Origin of the sequence: Pseudomonas sp. DG56-2 (genome assembly GCF_004803755.1) — a bacterium.
GTDB lineage: Bacteria > Pseudomonadota > Gammaproteobacteria > Pseudomonadales > Pseudomonadaceae > Aquipseudomonas > Aquipseudomonas auratipiscis.
The window spans coordinates 5,314,045-5,331,417 of the sequence record NZ_CP032311.1; the positions used below are offsets into that span (position 1 = coordinate 5,314,045).

Genomic DNA, 17,373 nt, shown 5'->3' on the forward strand with positions numbered 1-17,373 from the left:
TATCTCCAATAAAGATAGGTAATGACTTTACCCCATTCAGGCTTGCTCTAGAATGCTCAGCCAGATCAGAGGAACATCACATGAATGCCTACACCTACCTGGCTATCGCCATCTGCGCCGAAGTCATCGCCACCGCCTCGATGAAGGCCGTAAAAGGGCTGAGCACTCCCCTGCCCTTACTGCTGATGGTCTGTGGCTACGCCGTGGCGTTCTGGATGTTGACCTTGGTAGTACGCAGCATTCCGGTGGGCATCGCCTATGCCATCTGGTCGGGACTGGGCATTGTGTTGATCAGCATCGCCGCGCTGGTGATCTATGGTCAGAAACTCGACATCCCAGCGATGCTCGGCATGGCCATGATCGTGGGCGGCGTGGTGGTGATCCAGGTGTTCTCGAAAACCGCCGGGCATTGATTCTCCTCACAGGCTGTATACTGGGCTTCTGTCCAAGCTTGTGAGGTGCATGCATGCCATCCGTTATTTCCACCGACGTCTTGATCGTCGGCGCAGGGGTCGCAGGCCTCTGGCTCAATGCTCGCCTGCGTCGCCTGGGCTATTCGACGGTTGTGGTGGAACGTGCCAGCCTCGGTGGCGAGCAGACCCTCAAATCCCAAGGGATCATTCATGGCGGCGCCAAGTATGCCCTGCATGGTGCGTTGACCGGCGCCTCCGAAGCCATTGCCGACATGCCGCGACGCTGGAGCGAAGCCCTGGCAGGCAACGGTGAACTGGACCTCAGCGGCGTGCGCCTGCTGTCCGACGCCCATTACCTATGGTCACCCGGCACCCTTGCCGGCAACCTGACCAGCTTCTTCGCCAGCAAGGCAGTGCGCGGACGGGTCGACCAGGTCAAGGGCGAGCAATTGCCAGCGGCCCTGCAGGACCGCGCATTCAAGGGCAAGGTCTATCGCTTGGCAGAACTCGTGGTTGATGTGCCGAGCCTGCTCAGCCGACTCGCCGAGCTTGCCGGAGACAGCCTGCTTGCCGGGCAGCAGATCGAGCCGCTGCAGGAAAATGGTGTTCTGCTTGGCTTGCGTGTCGATGGCCGCGAGATCCGCGCCCAGCGCATCGTGCTCAGCGCTGGCGCCGGCAATGCCGGTCTGCTCGAAAGCATCGGCCTGACCCAACCCGCCATGCAACGCCGCCCACTGCACATGGTCATGGCCAAGGGTGCCAGCCTCAAGCCCTTGTATGCCCATTGCCTGGGCGGTGGCCCCAAGCCACGCATCACGGTTACCAGCCATCCCGCAGCCGATGGTCAGTGGGTCTGGTACCTGGGTGGCGACCTGGCCGAAGCAGATGGCGTGGCCCGCGAGCCAGAGGCGCAGATTGCGGCCGCAAAAAAAGAAGTCGCCAGCCTCCTGCCCTGGGTCGACTTGAGCCAGGTGCGCTGGGCTACCGTGCGCATCGACCGCGCCGAGCCTGCCCAATCTGGTCTGGTACGCCCGGACAACGCCTTCCTCGCCGAGCAGGACCGCCTGCTGGTTGGTTGGCCGACCAAACTGGCACTGGCACCGGATTTCGCCGACCGAGTGCTGACCAGCCTCGAGCGCGACGGCATCAAGCCGTGCGCTCAGCCCGCTGCGCTGGACCTACCTAAACCACCGCTGGCGGTGCCAATCTGGGAGCAACTGCTGCCATGAGCCTGCCGACTCTTCACGATCTGCACCGCCCCTTGGGCAGTACCGGCTTGCGCGTATCACCGCTGGGCCTGGGTACGGTCAAGCTGGGGCGCGATCAAGGCGTCAAGTACCCTAACGGCTTTACCATTCCGGACGACGACCAGGCGCGCCTGCTGTTGGCCCAGGCCCGCGAGTTGGGCATCAACCTGATCGACACGGCCCCTGCCTATGGCCGCAGCGAAGAGCGTCTTGGCCCGCTGTTGCGCGGCCAGCGCGAACAGTGGGTAATCGTCAGCAAGGTCGGTGAAGAATTCGACGAGGGTCAGTCACGTTTCGACTTCAGCGCCAGCCACACACGCTTCTCCATTGAACGCAGCCTCCAGCGCCTGGAAACCGACCACATCGACCTGGTGCTGGTCCACTCCGATGGCAATGACCTGCATATCCTTGAGCACGAAGAGGTGTACCAGACCCTCGAAGCGCTGAAGCAGGAAGGCAAGATTGGCGGCTATGGTCTTTCCGGCAAGACGGTGGAGGGCGGCCTGAAGGCACTTGAACGCGGCGACTGCGCCATGGTCACCTACAATCTGAACGAACAGGCAGAACGCCCGGTGCTCGACTATGCCGCTGCGCATGGCAAAGCCATCCTGGTAAAAAAAGCCCTCGCCAGTGGCCATGTATGCCTGAGCCCCGGGGTGGACCCGGTGCGCGCCAGCTTCGAACTGCTATTTGGCCACCCTGGTGTCAGCAGTGCTATCGTCGGCACTATCAACCCTGTGCACCTGGCCCATAACGTAGCGACTGTTGCTGCTGTATTGAATCGCTGACGCCAACGCCGCCGTCGCGGCCGACCCCAACGCAAGAAGGAGCCGACATGCCGCGAACATTGATCCGCAAGAATCCGAGCAACTTCAAAACCCTGCCGCTGCACGTCGAAGCCAGTCCAGAGGGGCTGAGCTACCAAAGCATCGGCATGCCGCTGAACTTCGCCCAGACCCAGCAACGGCGCAAACAGATCCACCTGGCCGACAACCAGCGTTTTGCTGTCGAGTTAGCCAACCTGGGGGTTTCCGTGCGCCTGACCCTGCACTGGCAGAACCGCGACTACTGGGTACTGGTACGCCAGCGCCGCCAGGATCGGGGTGATGTCGTACTCAAGCTGATTTCTGGCTATGTGCCGGCCCAGGAGTTGAACCTGCCGCTGCACACCGCCATCCAGGAGGTTGCTGAAGAATGCTTGCTGGAAACCCCGGAAGGCTGGCTGGGTGGCCGTTTCAACGAGACCTGGCTGCCAGCGCCCTATGCTGACGCCCTGCATTATCGCGAGGCGCTGCCATTCATCCTGACGCCGCACTCCGGCGCGGCAAGGCCTGTGCATTGCGCCAACCTGCAACTGCTGGAGCGGCCGCGCGCATACGTACACTTGCCCACCGCGTCGTTACAGTTGATCTACGACTTGCGCTTGCAGGTGCCGCGCGAAGCCAAATCCCTGAGCCTGTTTCATGTCGATGAACGCCTTGAGGGCGATCAGCTAGTCGCCCGTCTCAACCGTTCACGTCCAGACTTGTACCTGATGCCGCTGGAGGACGGACGCCCACGCGCTGAACTGTACACCTTGAAAAAAGACCGCTTGCTGCCCGCCAGCACGCGCGGCATGTACCTCGCCGAGAGTTTTGCCCGGCAGGAAGGTTGGCTGGTCAGGGATGAGCGAATTCGCTGGAAGGATTGGGTCAGCCAGCAAGGCCTGACGGTGCCAAAGCCCGACAGCGGATTGCAACGGCTGACGGGCAAGGCGAGGGAATTGTTGCAACTGGCGCGCGGGGGGCTTGGCAAGTAACGGTTCTGGTCAGAATCCGTTACTTTTTTGTGAGAGAAGCGCTGCGGCCTAGTTCTTACGAATTTTCTCGACGATGGCCGTGGTCGAACTGTTCTCAACCAAGCCCAGCACCTTCACGGTACCGCCATAGGCATTGACGATATCGGCACCCACCACCTGGTCGATCCCGTAGTCGCCACCCTTGACCAGCACATCTGGCTTGACCTGGCTGAGCAGGTTTTCCGGGGTACCTTCAGGGAAGCTGATGACCCAGTCCACAGCACCCAGGCCAGCCAGTACGGCCATGCGCCGATCAACACTGTTGATTGGACGCCCAGGGCCCTTCAGACGGCTTACCGAAGCATCGTCGTTGACCGCAACGATCAGTCGATCACCCTGGGCCCGCGCCTGCTCCAGGTAAGTCACATGACCGGCGTGAAGGATATCGAAGCAACCATTGGTGAAGACGATCTTCTCTTTGTGCGCGCGGGCATCGTCTATGGCCAACAGAAGCTGGTCGAGACTCAACACACCACGCTCGGAACCTTCTTCACGCTGAATGGCGCGACGCAGCTCAGGTGCACTGATTGCAGCCGTACCGAGTTTGCCAACCACGATACCGGCGGCCAGGTTGGCCAAACCCACGGCATGGGGCAGTTCTTCACCGGCAGCAATAGCAGCAGCCAGGGTCGAGATCACGGTATCCCCGGCACCGGTGACGTCGAAGACTTCACGGGCACGGGCTGGCAGGTGCAAGGCTGGATGCTCGGGACGCAACAGCGTCATGCCGTGCTCGCCACGGGTCACCAACAGGGCACCCAGGTCGAGCTCGCGCATCAGTTGGCCACCCTTGGCCACCAGTTCCGCTTCATCGGCGCAACGACCGACGATGGTTTCGAATTCGCTGAGGTTCGGGGTGATCAGGCTCGCACCGCGATAGATCGAGAAATCCTTGCCCTTGGGATCGGCCAACACCGGAATCCCTCGGGCCCGGGCTGCCTCGATCAAGCTTTGATGGTTTTTCAGCGCGCCTTTACCGTAGTCCGACAGCACCAACACCTTCACGCCATCGAGCAGGCTATCGACTTCGGCGCCCAGCGACAGCGGGTCGGTGGCGAAAGGCTCTTCGAAATCGATGCGCAGCAGTTGCTGATGCCGACTCATGACCCGCAGTTTGACGATGGTCGGCTGGTGCGCGATGCGCTGGAAAATCGAGCGTACACCTGCAGCTTGCAGGCTATTGGCGAGGCTGTCGGCAGCCTCGTCCTGACCGGTAACCCCGACCAGTGCTGCTGGAGCACCCAGGGCGGCGATGTTCAACGCAACGTTGGCCGCACCACCAGGACGGTCCTCGATCTGTTCGACCTTGACCACCGGTACCGGCGCTTCAGGCGAAATCCTAGAGGTACCGCCATGCCAGTAGCGGTCGAGCATAACATCGCCCACTACCAGTACCGGGGCTTGATCGAAACGCGGCATGGACAACTTCATGGGCAACCCATATATACAAAATTAACAGGGGCAGGATATTAGCACAGGCAAGGCAAAGGCTTGATTACCGCCTTTCTGACAAGCTATTGCAGGAAGTCTGCCGGAACCCGGGGCGGGTTCCGGCAACAGGCTCAGGTAATATCAGCCTTGACCGGCTCGTCCAGACCCATCGCATGCAGCCGGGCATAGTAGCCATTGGCGGCCAGCAGCTCGGAATGAGTCCCACGCTCGACCAGCTTGCCCTGGTCCATGACCAGAATCATGTCGGCCTTTTCAATGGTCGATAGGCGGTGTGCGATGACCAGTGTAGTCCGGCCTTTCATTACATGATCGAGCGCAGCCTGAATATGCCGCTCCGACTCTGTATCGAGCGCTGAAGTGGCCTCGTCGAGAATCAGCAGCGGCGCATTCTTGAGCAAGGCACGGGCAATTGCCAGGCGCTGGCGCTGACCACCGGAAAGCAGCACACCGTTCTCACCGACCTGGGTATCGAAGCCCTGCGGCAACTGGTCGACGAATTCCTTGGCATAGGCATCCGCGGCGGCAGCCTCGATATCGGCACGCGGTGCACCGGCCAGGTCGCCATAAGCAATGTTATTGGCCACGGTGTCGTTGAACAGGGTCACATGCTGGGTCACCTGCGAAACATGGCGACGCAGGTTACGCAGGCGGTAATCCTCGATTTCAACGCCATCCAGAAAGATCTGCCCCTGGTCATGGTGGTAGAAGCGTGGAATCAACCCTGCCAGAGTGGACTTGCCACTCCCCGAACGGCCGACCAGTGCAATCATCTGCCCCGGTTCTGCAGTAAAGGAAATGTCGGTCAGTACCTGACGTTCCGTACCTGGATAAGTGAAGCTCAAGTTACGCACTTCAAGGCGCCCCTCTACGCGCTCCAGCTCTACCGTTCCGTTATCGATTTCCGGGCTTTCGTCCAACTGTTCGAAGATACTTTCGGCGCCGGCCAGACCCTTCTGGATAGTCGAGCTGACTTCCGACAGCTGTCGAATCGGCTTGGGCAACAGACCCGCGGCAGTAATGTACGCAACCAGATCACCCGCCGTGGCATCGCCACGCAGGAACAGCACCAGGAACATCAGTGCCGCCATCGCGGTATAAATCACCAACTGCAGCATCGGGGTATAAACCGCCCCGGTCTTGGTCATGCGCAATTGTTTGTCGGTATTGCTCTGACTGGCGTTGGCAAACCGCTGCTGCTCGTAGTTTTCACCACCGAAACTGCGTACCACACGATAACCCTGGATGGTTTCGGACGCGACATGCGTCACGTCACCCATCGCCACCTGGATCCTCTTGCTCTGCTTGCGGAATTTCTTGCTCGCACTGCCGACCATCACGGCAATGATTGGCAGGATTGCCAACATCACCAGGGTAAGCTTCCAGTTCATCCACAGCAGGTAAATGAACAGGAAGACCACGGTCAGGCCTTCGCGAATCACGACCTTGATAGCGTCAGTGGCAGCACCCGTGACCATGGTCACGTTGAAGGTGATGCGCGAGATCAGGTGGCCAGAGTTATGGTTGTCGAAGTAACGGTTGGGCAGCACCAGCAACTTGTTGAACAACTCGACCCGCAGGTCATGCACCAGCCCCAACGAGACCTTGGCCAGAAAGTAGTTACCCAGGAACGAACCCAGCCCCTGCCAGGCCGCGATCAATACGATCAGCAGCGGCACCGCCTGCAGTAACTGCAGGTCGCGTAGGTAAGGAACATTGGGAAACAATACCGCCTGAGGATTGCTCAGGCCGTCGACGAAGTACTTGAGAATCCCAGCCAGCATGGGCTGGGTCGAGGCAAAGATGACGAAACCGAGGATACTCAGCGCAAAAATGCCGATGTACGGTTTCACATAGCTCAGAAGCCGGAAGTAGATTTTCAGGCTGGAGCTGCTCTGCTGCTCCGCGTTTAGCGGTGTTTCGGCCATCATCGAGCTCGCTGTTCAGATTGAACCGGAAATTTTATCACAGCCCGGTCAACGGGCATGCATCCTGGCCATATCAGAGGGAAACAGGCGACAACCAAGGCCTGAGCCTTGCTTGCATCACCCGCATCCTCGTCGTTTCCATAACACCGGCATGGTACATCCGGAAAAATTTCGGCATTATTGCCGGTCCTTTTGCTAGCCCGTTGGCAAGGCCATTCTCCATGCAATGTTCCCGTCTACACCAGGTCGACCTCGACAAACTCATCCTTGGCGCCCAGGTGCTCGAGGCTGATAGCTACGGCGCCAAAGTGTACCTGCTTAACGACGGCAACATTCTTAAGCTTTTCAGGCGCAAGCGCTTGATTTCATCTGCCTTGCTGCGGCCCTACTCCCAACGCTTCATCGACAACGCAGTGCAGTTGGAGAAAAAGGGTATCCCTACGCTGAAGGTTTTGAAGTATTACAAACTGGACGCACCCGGAATGACGGCAGTGCTGTACCACCCGCTGCCTGGTGAAACCCTTAGCCAGTTGTCTCGCAAAGCCGGATTCAGTTGGCAGGAGCGCCTTCCGGAGCTGGTCGGCCTGGTGCGTAAACTGCACCAGTCGGGGATCTACTTCCGCTCGTTGCACCTGGGCAATATTGTCGTGACGCCAGAGCAGGAGCTGGGCCTGATCGATGTCGCCGACATGCGCTTCATGCGAGCGCCGCTTTCCAGCCGCATGGTCAAGCGCAACGTACAACACTTCGCCCGCTACATTGCCCGCGAACGCCTTGAAGATCAGTTCCCACTGGCAGAACTGGAACGCGCCTTACTGGGCTGAGACCCAGGGGTCAATGTGCGAAAAAGCCGACGCCCACGCCCAGAATCACCCCGACTACCAAGGTCAGGAAAAGCTTGATCCGATCACGTTTGCGGCGCTGTTTTTTACGCCGACGCTCCTCGGGCAAACCGATATGCGCGCCAAATCCAGTGTGCAGCACCGCATCGGCCTCCAGGCTGACCGCAGTGAGATTCAGCTCCGCGTAGCGTTTCGATATTGCCTTCTCGCCAGAGTAGGCAGTAAACGGGGCGCAACGCTGATAATCGCTCAACCGGCGCAAACCTGGGTTCAACGAGAAGCTTTGCCACTCCGGCTTATCCGATAGCATGGGATAACAGGCAACACCGGCAATGAACTGACGCTCCCCCAGATGCAGATAAGGGCTGTGTATTTTCAAGTCGTGCGCATAGCTGCGCAGCCAGACCTGCAGCAAGTGCGGGCTGACTTCGAGAATGTTGCGAGAGTCCTCGACAAACCCTGGGCGATAAAACTCCCAATCATCTTCACAGTGGAAGATGTAGTGGGTTTTCACCTGTTCATAAGCAAGGTCGATCGACGCCAATTGCCCCAACTTGGGACGATTGACGAACACTTTGCAGTGCGGTTTCCAGTGCTCGGGAATAGCCTGATGGACCGCGTCATCTCCCGAGTCTTCGGTGATGAACACTTCGCGGATCGGTGCAGTATTGAAGCGATCGAAACTCTCAAGCGTAAGCTTGAGCAGATCGAAGCGCCCGCAACTGGTAACCACCAGGGTTACATCACTGTTGTCACTGAATCGCACCGGATTGTCTCCATCTTCTGTATTCGATTGCTCAAGACCACATCCCGCGTACGGGACAGACGGCTTAGATGCCCAGTCTCAAACGCAAGCGCTGCCAACCGGTCAAGGCTGGACGGGAACGCAGAGGTGGCTGCATTTTTTCAACGATACTACGGCCCACTTGGGCGAAACTGAACTGCGAAACGGCAAGATCACGACCGTTTATGCCAATACGTTCAACCAGCGCGGGGTCAGCGCGCAATACTTTCAGCTTTTCCTGCAATGTTGCAATGCTGTCATACAGCACAACGTTGTGCATATCTTGCAGACCCAAGGCGCGATTCTCTGCTTCACCTTGGTCAAACGCCAGCAAAACACAACCACAGGCCATTGCCTCGAAGTTCTTGATCATGTACTCGCCCATGCCGACATCGGCACTGACGAAGAAGCGAATACGGTTCAGCGTGTCGCAGTACTCTTCACCGGACTTGGTCCGGGTAACCAACAGGTTCTCGACCTGGGCAAGCTCGTCGAGCAATGCTTTGCGCCCACTGTAGGCAACGCTATTGGTGCTGCCGACAAATGCCAGTTCGATGTCGCGTTCGCGGCCCTGATCGGCGAGCAGTTGCTGATCGTAGCCTTTGGGGACGAACTCGGCGTCGAAGCCTTCCTGGCGAAGGCGTTCACTGACCATGTAACCAGAGCTGATCACTCGCACCCACGGCATCTGGCGATAATGCGCACTGAATTTGCCGGTGTATTTGCACGGGATGTAGTTCTGATAAGCATCGTGCTCGAGGATGACCAGATTCGGCACCGTTTGAATGAAGCCGACCTGACGGATCTCTTGCTTGAAGCGCAAGAAGAACACGATCCGATCATACTTTTCGACGTCGACTTCGCGACGGAAATAGCTGCGCAAGTTGCGCTGATCGTCACTGCTCAGCCAGCGCAGATCGCATTCGCAATGGGCTGCGACACCGTCGTACAGACGATCCAGAATTGCCCGCTGTTCTTTCTGCACCAGAAATAGAACTTTCATTGTTTTCCTTGCGGCCTTTGCTCGACCGCTAACAGTCATGCGCCGGTATTAGAGATCACGACGCCAGAACAATTCATGTCGACGCACCGCTTTGCGGAAAAACTCGTTTTCTCCATACGGTGATGCGCGACGTCCAGCCAACCAACGTTGCAGCAGGCGGCGAATACGACGCTTGAATGGGGCGGGCGGTTGCAGGTCATGCATCATGCCAAGCGCCATCGCCTTGTCACGCTGGGTCGCCAGGTCCAGCGTCAGGCTGTACGGAGACCATCCTTCGCCGCCCTCAAGTTGTGGCGGCAACGCAACACCGGCGCCACTGTCACCCATCGGCCAGCGGTCGTTGTCGTGCAGGTGATTGGCATAGCCCAGAATGGTTTCCGGCTGCCACTCCAACCCCTGCAACGCTTCGAGCACAGCGGCCTGGGCGCAGATATGATCGGGATGCGGGTCAAGAACCGGATGTGGCATCACCAGAACCTGGGGACGCGCCTTGAGCAGCAAGGCGCGCAAATCGGCCAATAAGTTGTTCCAGGTAGGCGCGCCATTCTCATCTGCCGGTAACATCATGCTGTTGAACTGCCGGAACAACCGGATATCGTCCAGCCCCGCCTCGCGTGAAGGCACTACCTGATCCGGCGCTGCTTGCATGGCAGGGAGCTGCAAGCAGAAATAGCCCAGTTGCACGCACTGCGATTCCGGCACACCCGCCCAGCGTGGCACAGCAATACTGTCCCAGGCACGCAGACGGCCCTTCAAGCGAGCAGCCTCGGCCTGAGCCAAGCCCATTTGTTGATAATGCTCTGCCTCGATTTCACCGGCAGTCAGCGTCACCACCCAGGTTTCCTCGGCCTGGCTATAAAGGCCAAAAGCAGCGAGTTCGGCATCATCGGCGTGCGGGGCGATAACCATCACCCGCTTCTTGCGCAGATCATTGCCCGGGACAACCCACAATTGCCCTTCACCAGCCAAGCGACAATGGCGTCCACGCAAACGCAGGCGCCCTGCCGCCAGTGGCTCGCCAAGACCGGTCAAATTCAGGTAACGAAGACCGGCCACACCCCGTTCAAAGGTTTGGCAATCGACGTCATCTACGACCACAGCAGGATCGAGGAAGCGGCCAAGCCAGCGGCTTTTCAAGCGCAATGCCAGGACCAGGGTTTCGTCACCGTCCAGTTGCAAGGGCGTTTGCACCTGCACAACGCCGTCCACCAACGTCACCGGCTGCGGCGCACACGCCTGGGGAAACTGATATTGATAGTCTTCACCGGGCGAGTAGAACAAGTGGTCGGCAAACCAGGCCTCGTGTGCAGCCCACAGCAACGGCAGCAGCAACAGCGGCAACCACCAATGCACGAAAATACCCAAGGCCAGCAACACCACCAGGCCGACCAGCAGCCCCAGCCGCTTGTTGCGCCGGTGCTGGCGGAGCAGCTGTTGCTTGCGGCTCACACCTGAAATACCGGCACGGGGTTGCACCAGCGATCCTTGTACTCGCGATCAGCGCGACCAAAGGAAAAGCGCAGTGGCTTGTTGCGTGCCCGTGCATCCTCCCAGGCTGCCTGGGTGTTGAGGAAACTCAACACGCTTCCCGGGCTGAAGGCCTTGGTTTGCGGGTCAACGCCACCGTTGATGTACTCGACACTGATCCACTCGGGTGCTTCCACGCGGTAAACCAGTTGGATGGCAATGGGCGCCTCGTCAAGAAACAGCACCGAGCCAATCAGCAATTCGCGCAAGCGTTCGATCACTTCATGCATGCGCTCAGCACCGGTCGCCGGGAACTCCCAGCGGCGCTGGAACAGGTCGCAATAGATTGCCGCCAGCTCAGTGCTGGTAAAGTCGCTGACCGGGCGCACCTGGCCACCCGCCTCTTCCAGCAAACGCAACTCGCGGCGCTGGTTGTAGCGGAATTTCTTCGACAGGTCCTCAGGCGTACGCGCCATTGCCAATGCTTCGGCCTGGGGCTTGAGGTTGGCGAAACGGCCCCGATTGAGCTCGGACAGATAACGTCCGGCATGGCGCAGGGGCGCCTGAGCGTCGGCGGCTGCCGGCAGGATCAGCTCGGCATTGCCCAAGTCGTACAGGCCTTTTTTGCCCTGACGCTTGAGCACGTCCTTGGACAGCGCCAGATGGCGCCCCCAGGTGGGAATCGCCGCCTTGAGCTCGCCATTGTGCGACCAGCCCAGATAGCGCACCGGGATCTGCGCAAGATCAGCCAGTTGTTCGATCACCAGCGGATGCGTGGCGACACTGCCGCCAAATTTTTCCCATGCCTGCGCATAGGCCGCCGCATCGATTGGCGCCCAGCCTCGCTCGCGCCAGCCTTGAATATGATTGAGCATCAAGCCTCCGCTGTTAGCGCACGGACGTGGGGCAATTGCCAGAAGGCCTCGCGCACTGCCGAGTCGGAGAAACGCTCACGCAGGCGCTGGAGCATGCGCTCGGCACACTCCCGACGCTGGTCTTCGTCCAGCGCAGCCAGATGCTGCAGACCCTGCCCCAGATGCTCGGCGTCGCCGAGCGGAAAGAGGATGCCGACGCCCTCGACCACTTCCACCGCACCACCGCAAGCTGTCGCCAGAAGCGGCACTCCGGCCACCATCGCCTCAAGCAGAACCATACCGAATGGTTCGTGATCAGAGCTCAGGGCAAAGGCATCAAAGGCGCGAAAATAGCGACGCGCATCAGGTACCTGACCGAGAAAATCCACCTGCGCCGCAATACCCAGCTCGGCGGCCAGATCCTTGAGCGATTGCTCAAGACGGCCCTTCCCGAGAATGGCCAGACGCGCGCCCGCCGGCAGCCCTGGCAATGCCTGGGAGAAGCCGCGCAACAAGGTAGCCTGGTCTTTGTCCGGGTGCAGTCGACCGACATTGCCGACAATCCATGCCTGCGACTCCAGCCCCAGCACCTCACGGGCCTGCGCAGCGGATACCTGGATGGCCTGCAGCGCTTCAACGTCGATACGGTTGTAGAGGGTCTGGATACGCTCGACCGGCCATTTCGGCAGACACTTGCGCATATCGTCACGTACCGCGTCGGAAACGCCCAGCAAACTCAGGCGCCGACGGAACAGATTGGCAAACAACTGGCGACTGGAACGCTGATAGTCGCCAAACGCATGGTGCACACCAATCACCGGCAGGCGACTGGCAAGCAGGGTGATATAAATCGGCTTGAAGCGGTGGGCGATGCAGAAACTGAAGTCACGCGTGGCCACGATCCGTCGTAGTGCACGGATCGCCCCCAGCTTGAGGCCTCTGATGGCCTTGGAGCTGAATTCCAGGAAGATCACTTCGTCCGAGGCACAGCCAGCAGCGACCTGAGGGTCGGCAGCGCCGGTAAGAAACACCGTGGTGACCTTATAGCCGCTACCGCTGAACAGGCTGGCGTACTGCCGCGCACAGTCCAAGAACGGACCGTCATAGCCGTGGCAGAACTGCAGAACGCGCTTGTCAGCCTTGGACGTCATAACTGTTCGCGCCGTCCTTGACTACCAGGATGTCTTCCATGATCAGGTATTGCAGATCCGAGCCGAAGAACATGTTCAGCGCGTCGGTCGGCGAACAGATCATCGGTTCACCACGACGATTGAGCGACGTGTTCAACGAAACACCGTTGCCGGTGAGGTTTTCCAAGGCCTTCATCATGTCGTAGTAGCGCGGGTTGTATTCGCGCTTGAGCACCTGGGCACGTGAAGTGCCGTCCTCGTGAACGACCTCGGGTACGCGGGTTTTCCACTCTTCGGAAACTTCGAAGGTGAAGGTCATGAAGGGTGCCGGATGATCGATCTTGATCATTTGCGGTGCAACCGTGTCGAGCATCGACGGGCAGAAAGGCCTCCAGCGCTCGCGGAACTTGATTTGATGGTTGATGCGGTCGGCAACGCCGGCAACGCTTGGGCAACCAATGATCGAGCGGCCGCCCAGAGCACGCGGACCAAATTCCATGCGCCCCTGGAACCAGGCCACCGGATTGCCGTCGACCATGATCTTGGCGATCTGCTCAGGCATGTTGTCGAGCTTGCGCCATTTCGGCTGGCTCGGGTGACGGGCACACGCCGCGATCACGTCTTCGTTGGAGTATTCAGGGCCGAGGTAGACGTGCTCCATCTTCTCGACCGGCACGCCACGGGCGTGGGAAACGTAGGCTGCCGCACCGACCGCAGTACCAGCGTCGCCGGAGGCCGGCTGGACGAACAGTTCCTTGAGATCGGGACGGGCGATGATTTTCTGGTTGAGCTTGACGTTCAGCGCGCAACCGCCAGCAAAAGCCAGCTTGCCGGTTTCTTTGAGGATGTCGCCCAGGTAGTGGTCGATCATCTGCAGGGCGATCTTCTCGAACAGCGCCTGCATGCTGGCTGCGTAGTGGATGTAAGGCTCGTCGGCGATGTCGCCTTCGCGCTTGGGACCCAGCCACTCGATCAGTTTCGGTGAGAAGTAGAAGCCTTTGCCCTTCTCTTTGTAACGGCGCAGGCCGATGACGTTGGCGTAATCGGTGTTGATCACCAACTCGCCGTTCTCGAACGAAGCCAGGCGCGAAAAGTCGTACTTGCTGGCATCGCCATACGGCGCCATGCCCATGACCTTGAACTCGCCATCGAGCATTTCAAAGCCAAGGAACTCGGTGATTGCACCGTACAGGCCACCCAGCGAATCCGGATCGAAGAATTCCTTGATCTTGTGGATCTTGCCGTTTTCGCCATAGCCAAAGAAGGTCGTGGCGTACTCGCCCTTGCCGTCAATGCCGAGGATCGCGGTTTTTTCCTTGAAGCCCGAGCAGTGATAAGCGCTGGAGGCGTGAGCCAGGTGATGCTCGACCGGCTCGATCTTGACCTTTTTCGGGTCAAAACCCAGCTGTTCCAGGCACCAGACGATTTTTTTGCGATAGCGCTTGTAGCGACGGTTGCCCATCAGAATCGCGTCCAGGGCGCGATCCGGGGCGTACCAGTAGCGTTTGGCATAGTGCCAGCGGGCCTTGCCGAACAAGCTGATCGGGGCGAACGGAATGGCCACCACGTCTACGTCGGACGGCTTGATGCCAGCCTGCTCCAGGCAGAACTTCGCCGATTCGTAGGGCATGCGGTTCTTTGCATGTTTGTCGCGCACGAAGCGCTCTTCTTCAGCGGCGGCAATCAGCTTGCCGTCGATGTACAGGGCCGCGGAAGGATCATGGCTAAGGGCGCCGGACAGGCCAAGAATCGTCAATGCCAAGGGTCTAGCCTCTTCAAACTGTAAATATGCGCCCAGGCCCGGTGGGGCGAGCGGCAATGAAAGAGCGGGATTATAACGTAAAGTGCGGGCGCCGGCTGGGCTCACTGCATTTGAGCCGACCGCCATTTCTACTCGGCGATTAGCCAATCCATGCGCCAGCTTCCCTGGGTCTGCGCCAGCACCTGGGACAACCATGGCAGCAAGGCACGCAACTCTTCCTCCAGGCCCCACGGTGGGTTGGCAATGGCCAAGCCCGAGCCGTTCAGGCCCTGCGGGCTGTCCTGGGGATGCACATACAGCTCCACTCGCAGCAACTTCGGTGCGCCGGTGCTGGTCAGGTCCTGATAGAAGCGCACCAGTTGGCGCTGATCCTTGATCGGGTACCAGATCGCTGCGACCGTCTGGCGCATACGACTGATTGCCTCTTTCATGGCAACCGTACAGCGCTTGAGCTCGTCAGCCTGCTCGAACGGCGGATCAATCAGCATCACCGCACGCTTTTCCTGCACCGGCAACAGCGCACGCGGAACGTGCCAGCCCTCACCCAGGTGCACGGCAACGCGCGGATCTTTCTTCATGTTGTCCTTGAGCATGGCCCCGTCTTCAGGGTGCTTCTCGTTGAGCAACACGCGATCCTGCTGGCGCGCCAGGCGCCGGGCCAACTCGGGCGAGCCCGGGTAGTAACGCAGCTCACCGTCAGGGTTCATCTTGCGCAGGATTTTCAGGTAATCCGCGGTAACTTCCGGCAAGTCATCCCGCCCCCAAAGCCGGCCAACACCCTCCAACCACTCCCCGGTGCGCGTCGCCTGGTCGCCCTGCAGGTCGTACAACCCCAGGCCAGCATGAGTATCCAGGTAAGCGAACGGCTGTTCCTTGCGCGTCATCAGCGCAATCAGTCGGGTTAATACCAGGTGTTTGAAGACGTCGGCGTGGTTGCCGGCGTGAAAGGCGTGACGATAGTTCATGGCAACTCCTGCAAGACCGTGCAGTTTACCTTGCAAAACCGCCTTATGGGAGCGGGCTTGCCCGTGATGCGATCGACTGAAATGACAACGGCCCGACTACTGATAAGTAGCCGGGCCGTTGTCAGGCACCGATCAAACCGACATTACTTGCCAGCGTGATAGGCCGCATCGGCGTTTTCGAAACGCGTAACCATCGACTTGCTTGGGCTGCCGAACTTGCTGAATACGAAGATTGCCAGGCTGGCGAAAATGAAGCCTGGAATGATTTCGTACAGCCCCATGGTGTCGAATCGTTTCCACAGGATCACGGTTACTGCACCGACCACGATACCGGCCAACGCACCGTTACGGGTCATGCCTTTCCACAGTACCGAGATCAGCACTACCGGACCGAAGGCCGCACCGAAACCAGCCCAGGCGTATGCCACCAGGCCCAGTACGCGGTTATCAGGATCGGCAGCCAGGGCGATGGCGATCAGCGCAACGGCCAGCACCATCAGGCGACCCACCCATACCAGCTCAAGCTGGGAGGCGCTCTTGCGCAGGAAAGTCTTGTAGAAGTCTTCGGTCAGGGCGCTCGAGCACACCAGCAGCTGGCAGCTCAGGGTACTCATTACCGCCGCCAGGATGGCCGACAGCAGTACACCGGCGATCCATGGATTGAACAGGATCTTGGCCAGTTCGATGAACACACGCTCGTGGTTCTCGGTAACCGGGCCTGCAAGCTCCGGGTGCGCCGAGAAGTAGGCGATGCCGAAGAAACCAACAGCGCAGGTACCCGCCAGGCACAGGATCATCCAGGTCATGGAGATGCGACGGGCATTGGCGATGGACTTGACCGAGTCGGCGGCCATGAAGCGCGCCAGAATGTGCGGCTGGCCAAAGTAGCCCAAGCCCCAGCCCATCAGCGAGATGATGCCGATGAAGGTTGCGCCTTTGAACATGTCGAAGTTGCCAGCACCTTTGGCTTCAATGGCCAGGAAGGTGGTGTCGACACCGCCGGTGGCGATCAATACGATCACCGGGGTCAGGATCAGGGCAAAAATCATCAAAGTCGCCTGGACGGTATCGGTCCAGCTTACTGCCAGGAAGCCACCAACGAAGGTGTAGGCAATAGTCGCCGCAGCACCGGCCCACAGCGCGGTTTCATAGGACATGCCGAAGGTGCTCTCGAACAGACGAGCGCCAGCAACGATGCCGGAAGCGCAGTAGATGGTGAAGAACACCAGGATAACGACGGCAGAAATAATGCGCAGCAGACCGCTGTTATCTTCGAAACGGCTGGCGAAGTAATCCGGCAGGGTCAGCGCGTCACCATTGTGTTCGGTCTGTACACGTAGACGACCGGCAACGAACAGCCAGTTCAGGTAAGCACCGACGGTCAGGCCGATGGCAATCCAGGCCTCCGACAGACCCGACATATAGATGGCACCTGGCAGGCCCATCAACAACCAACCGCTCATGTCCGAGGCACCGGCCGAAAGCGCAGTCACCACGCTACCGAGGCTGCGGCCGCCGAGAATGTAGTCGGAGAGGTTGTTGGTGGCACGATAGGCCATGAAGCCGATCATCACCATTGCTGCGATATAGATCACGAACGTGATCGTAATTGGATTGCTAAAACTCATTGTTGCGCCCTGGCGTTTGTTTTTATGTAGTGACAGCCTTCGAGAAGGTTGCACCCAGGCCGCG

The 17,373-nt window shown here is 59.3% G+C and carries 15 protein-coding genes; 5 read left to right on the plus strand and 10 right to left on the minus strand.

All coding sequences use genetic code 11. The annotated features are described in order from the left end of the window. The first annotated feature begins 80 nt into the window (after positions 1 to 80). The 4 genes from D3Z90_RS24410 to D3Z90_RS24425 are packed head-to-tail and all read left to right on the plus strand — an operon-like array spanning position 81 to position 3,458. Positions 81 to 413 carry a multidrug efflux SMR transporter gene (locus D3Z90_RS24410; protein WP_136478440.1) on the plus strand — a complete coding sequence of 111 codons (333 nt, stop codon included), beginning with the start codon at positions 81 to 83 and terminating at the stop codon, positions 411 to 413. Between the two features lie 53 nt (positions 414 to 466). After that, positions 467 to 1,642, plus strand: a complete 1,176-nt coding sequence (locus tag D3Z90_RS24415; protein ID WP_136478441.1) for an FAD-binding oxidoreductase — start codon at positions 467 to 469, stop codon at positions 1,640 to 1,642. Beyond that, a complete protein-coding gene (locus D3Z90_RS24420; RefSeq protein WP_136478442.1) occupies positions 1,639 to 2,448 on the plus strand; it encodes an aldo/keto reductase in 810 nt (269 codons plus the stop codon). Before D3Z90_RS24415 ends, D3Z90_RS24420 begins: the two co-directional genes overlap by 4 nt. Positions 2,449 to 2,495: 47 nt before the next feature. After that, positions 2,496 to 3,458, plus strand: coding sequence for a metal ABC transporter ATPase (locus D3Z90_RS24425; RefSeq protein ID WP_136478443.1), 963 nt, complete (start codon positions 2,496 to 2,498; stop codon positions 3,456 to 3,458). A gap of 48 nt (positions 3,459 to 3,506) precedes the next feature. Here D3Z90_RS24425 and hldE read toward each other — a convergent pair whose 3' ends face one another. Both hldE and msbA read right to left on the minus strand, forming a co-directional pair. Next, positions 3,507 to 4,928 carry a bifunctional D-glycero-beta-D-manno-heptose-7-phosphate kinase/D-glycero-beta-D-manno-heptose 1-phosphate adenylyltransferase HldE gene (hldE, locus tag D3Z90_RS24430; protein ID WP_136478444.1) on the minus strand — a complete coding sequence of 474 codons (1,422 nt, stop codon included), beginning with the start codon at positions 4,926 to 4,928 and terminating at the stop codon, positions 3,507 to 3,509. 131 nt (positions 4,929 to 5,059) lie between these two features. Then, complete coding sequence (msbA, locus tag D3Z90_RS24435) at positions 5,060 to 6,874, minus strand: lipid A export permease/ATP-binding protein MsbA (RefSeq protein ID WP_136478445.1); 1,815 nt, start codon at positions 6,872 to 6,874, stop codon at positions 5,060 to 5,062. Between the two features lie 221 nt (positions 6,875 to 7,095). Here msbA and D3Z90_RS24440 point away from each other — a divergent pair, with 221 nt between their 5' ends. Beyond that, a complete protein-coding gene (locus D3Z90_RS24440) occupies positions 7,096 to 7,698 on the plus strand; it encodes a toluene tolerance protein (protein WP_136478446.1) in 603 nt (200 codons plus the stop codon). Between the two features lie 10 nt (positions 7,699 to 7,708). Here D3Z90_RS24440 and D3Z90_RS24445 read toward each other — a convergent pair whose 3' ends face one another. From D3Z90_RS24445 to putP, 8 genes are all read right to left on the minus strand, one after another. Beyond that, positions 7,709 to 8,482: a glycosyltransferase family 2 protein gene (locus D3Z90_RS24445; protein WP_136478447.1), complete on the minus strand. Its 774-nt coding sequence runs from the start codon at positions 8,480 to 8,482 to the stop codon at positions 7,709 to 7,711. A 64-nt stretch (positions 8,483 to 8,546) separates the two neighbouring features. After that, positions 8,547 to 9,503 (minus strand): glycosyltransferase, encoded by a 957-nt coding sequence (locus D3Z90_RS24450; protein WP_136478448.1) that lies wholly within the window; start codon positions 9,501 to 9,503, stop codon positions 8,547 to 8,549. Positions 9,504 to 9,551: 48 nt separating this feature from the next. Then, positions 9,552 to 10,952: a PIG-L deacetylase family protein gene (locus tag D3Z90_RS24455; RefSeq protein WP_136479042.1), complete on the minus strand. Its 1,401-nt coding sequence runs from the start codon at positions 10,950 to 10,952 to the stop codon at positions 9,552 to 9,554. Continuing rightward, positions 10,949 to 11,845, minus strand: coding sequence for an antimicrobial resistance protein Mig-14 (locus D3Z90_RS24460; RefSeq protein ID WP_136478449.1), 897 nt, complete (start codon positions 11,843 to 11,845; stop codon positions 10,949 to 10,951). The genes D3Z90_RS24455 and D3Z90_RS24460 overlap by 4 nt, the downstream gene beginning before the upstream one ends. After that, entirely contained in the window at positions 11,845 to 12,975 is a 1,131-nt protein-coding gene (locus D3Z90_RS24465) for a glycosyltransferase (RefSeq protein ID WP_136478450.1), read from the minus strand. The genes D3Z90_RS24460 and D3Z90_RS24465 overlap by 1 nt, the downstream gene beginning before the upstream one ends. After that, positions 12,959 to 14,716, minus strand: a complete 1,758-nt coding sequence (locus D3Z90_RS24470; RefSeq protein ID WP_136478451.1) for a carbamoyltransferase — start codon at positions 14,714 to 14,716, stop codon at positions 12,959 to 12,961. The genes D3Z90_RS24465 and D3Z90_RS24470 overlap by 17 nt, the downstream gene beginning before the upstream one ends. Before the next feature lie 128 nt (positions 14,717 to 14,844). Further along, a complete protein-coding gene (locus D3Z90_RS24475) occupies positions 14,845 to 15,681 on the minus strand; it encodes a 23S rRNA (adenine(2030)-N(6))-methyltransferase RlmJ (RefSeq protein WP_136478452.1) in 837 nt (278 codons plus the stop codon). 143 nt (positions 15,682 to 15,824) lie between these two features. Beyond that, positions 15,825 to 17,309, minus strand: a complete 1,485-nt coding sequence (putP, locus tag D3Z90_RS24480; protein ID WP_136478453.1) for a sodium/proline symporter PutP — start codon at positions 17,307 to 17,309, stop codon at positions 15,825 to 15,827. Positions 17,310 to 17,373 lie beyond the last annotated feature (64 nt).

Coding starts and splice junctions, on each gene's coding strand:
- D3Z90_RS24425 (WP_136478443.1), top strand. CDS start 2,496: ATGCCGCGAACATTGATCCGCAAGAATCCGAGCAACTTCAAAACCCTG.
- putP (WP_136478453.1), bottom strand. CDS start 17,309: ATGAGTTTTAGCAATCCAATTACGATCACGTTCGTGATCTATATCGCA.
- hldE (WP_136478444.1), bottom strand. CDS start 4,928: ATGAAGTTGTCCATGCCGCGTTTCGATCAAGCCCCGGTACTGGTAGTG.
- D3Z90_RS24420 (WP_136478442.1), top strand. CDS start 1,639: ATGAGCCTGCCGACTCTTCACGATCTGCACCGCCCCTTGGGCAGTACC.
- D3Z90_RS24465 (WP_136478450.1), bottom strand. CDS start 12,975: ATGACGTCCAAGGCTGACAAGCGCGTTCTGCAGTTCTGCCACGGCTAT.
- D3Z90_RS24410 (WP_136478440.1), top strand. CDS start 81: ATGAATGCCTACACCTACCTGGCTATCGCCATCTGCGCCGAAGTCATC.
- D3Z90_RS24415 (WP_136478441.1), top strand. CDS start 467: ATGCCATCCGTTATTTCCACCGACGTCTTGATCGTCGGCGCAGGGGTC.
- D3Z90_RS24440 (WP_136478446.1), top strand. CDS start 7,096: ATGCAATGTTCCCGTCTACACCAGGTCGACCTCGACAAACTCATCCTT.
- D3Z90_RS24450 (WP_136478448.1), bottom strand. CDS start 9,503: ATGAAAGTTCTATTTCTGGTGCAGAAAGAACAGCGGGCAATTCTGGAT.
- msbA (WP_136478445.1), bottom strand. CDS start 6,874: ATGGCCGAAACACCGCTAAACGCGGAGCAGCAGAGCAGCTCCAGCCTG.
- D3Z90_RS24475 (WP_136478452.1), bottom strand. CDS start 15,681: ATGAACTATCGTCACGCCTTTCACGCCGGCAACCACGCCGACGTCTTC.
- D3Z90_RS24460 (WP_136478449.1), bottom strand. CDS start 11,845: ATGCTCAATCATATTCAAGGCTGGCGCGAGCGAGGCTGGGCGCCAATC.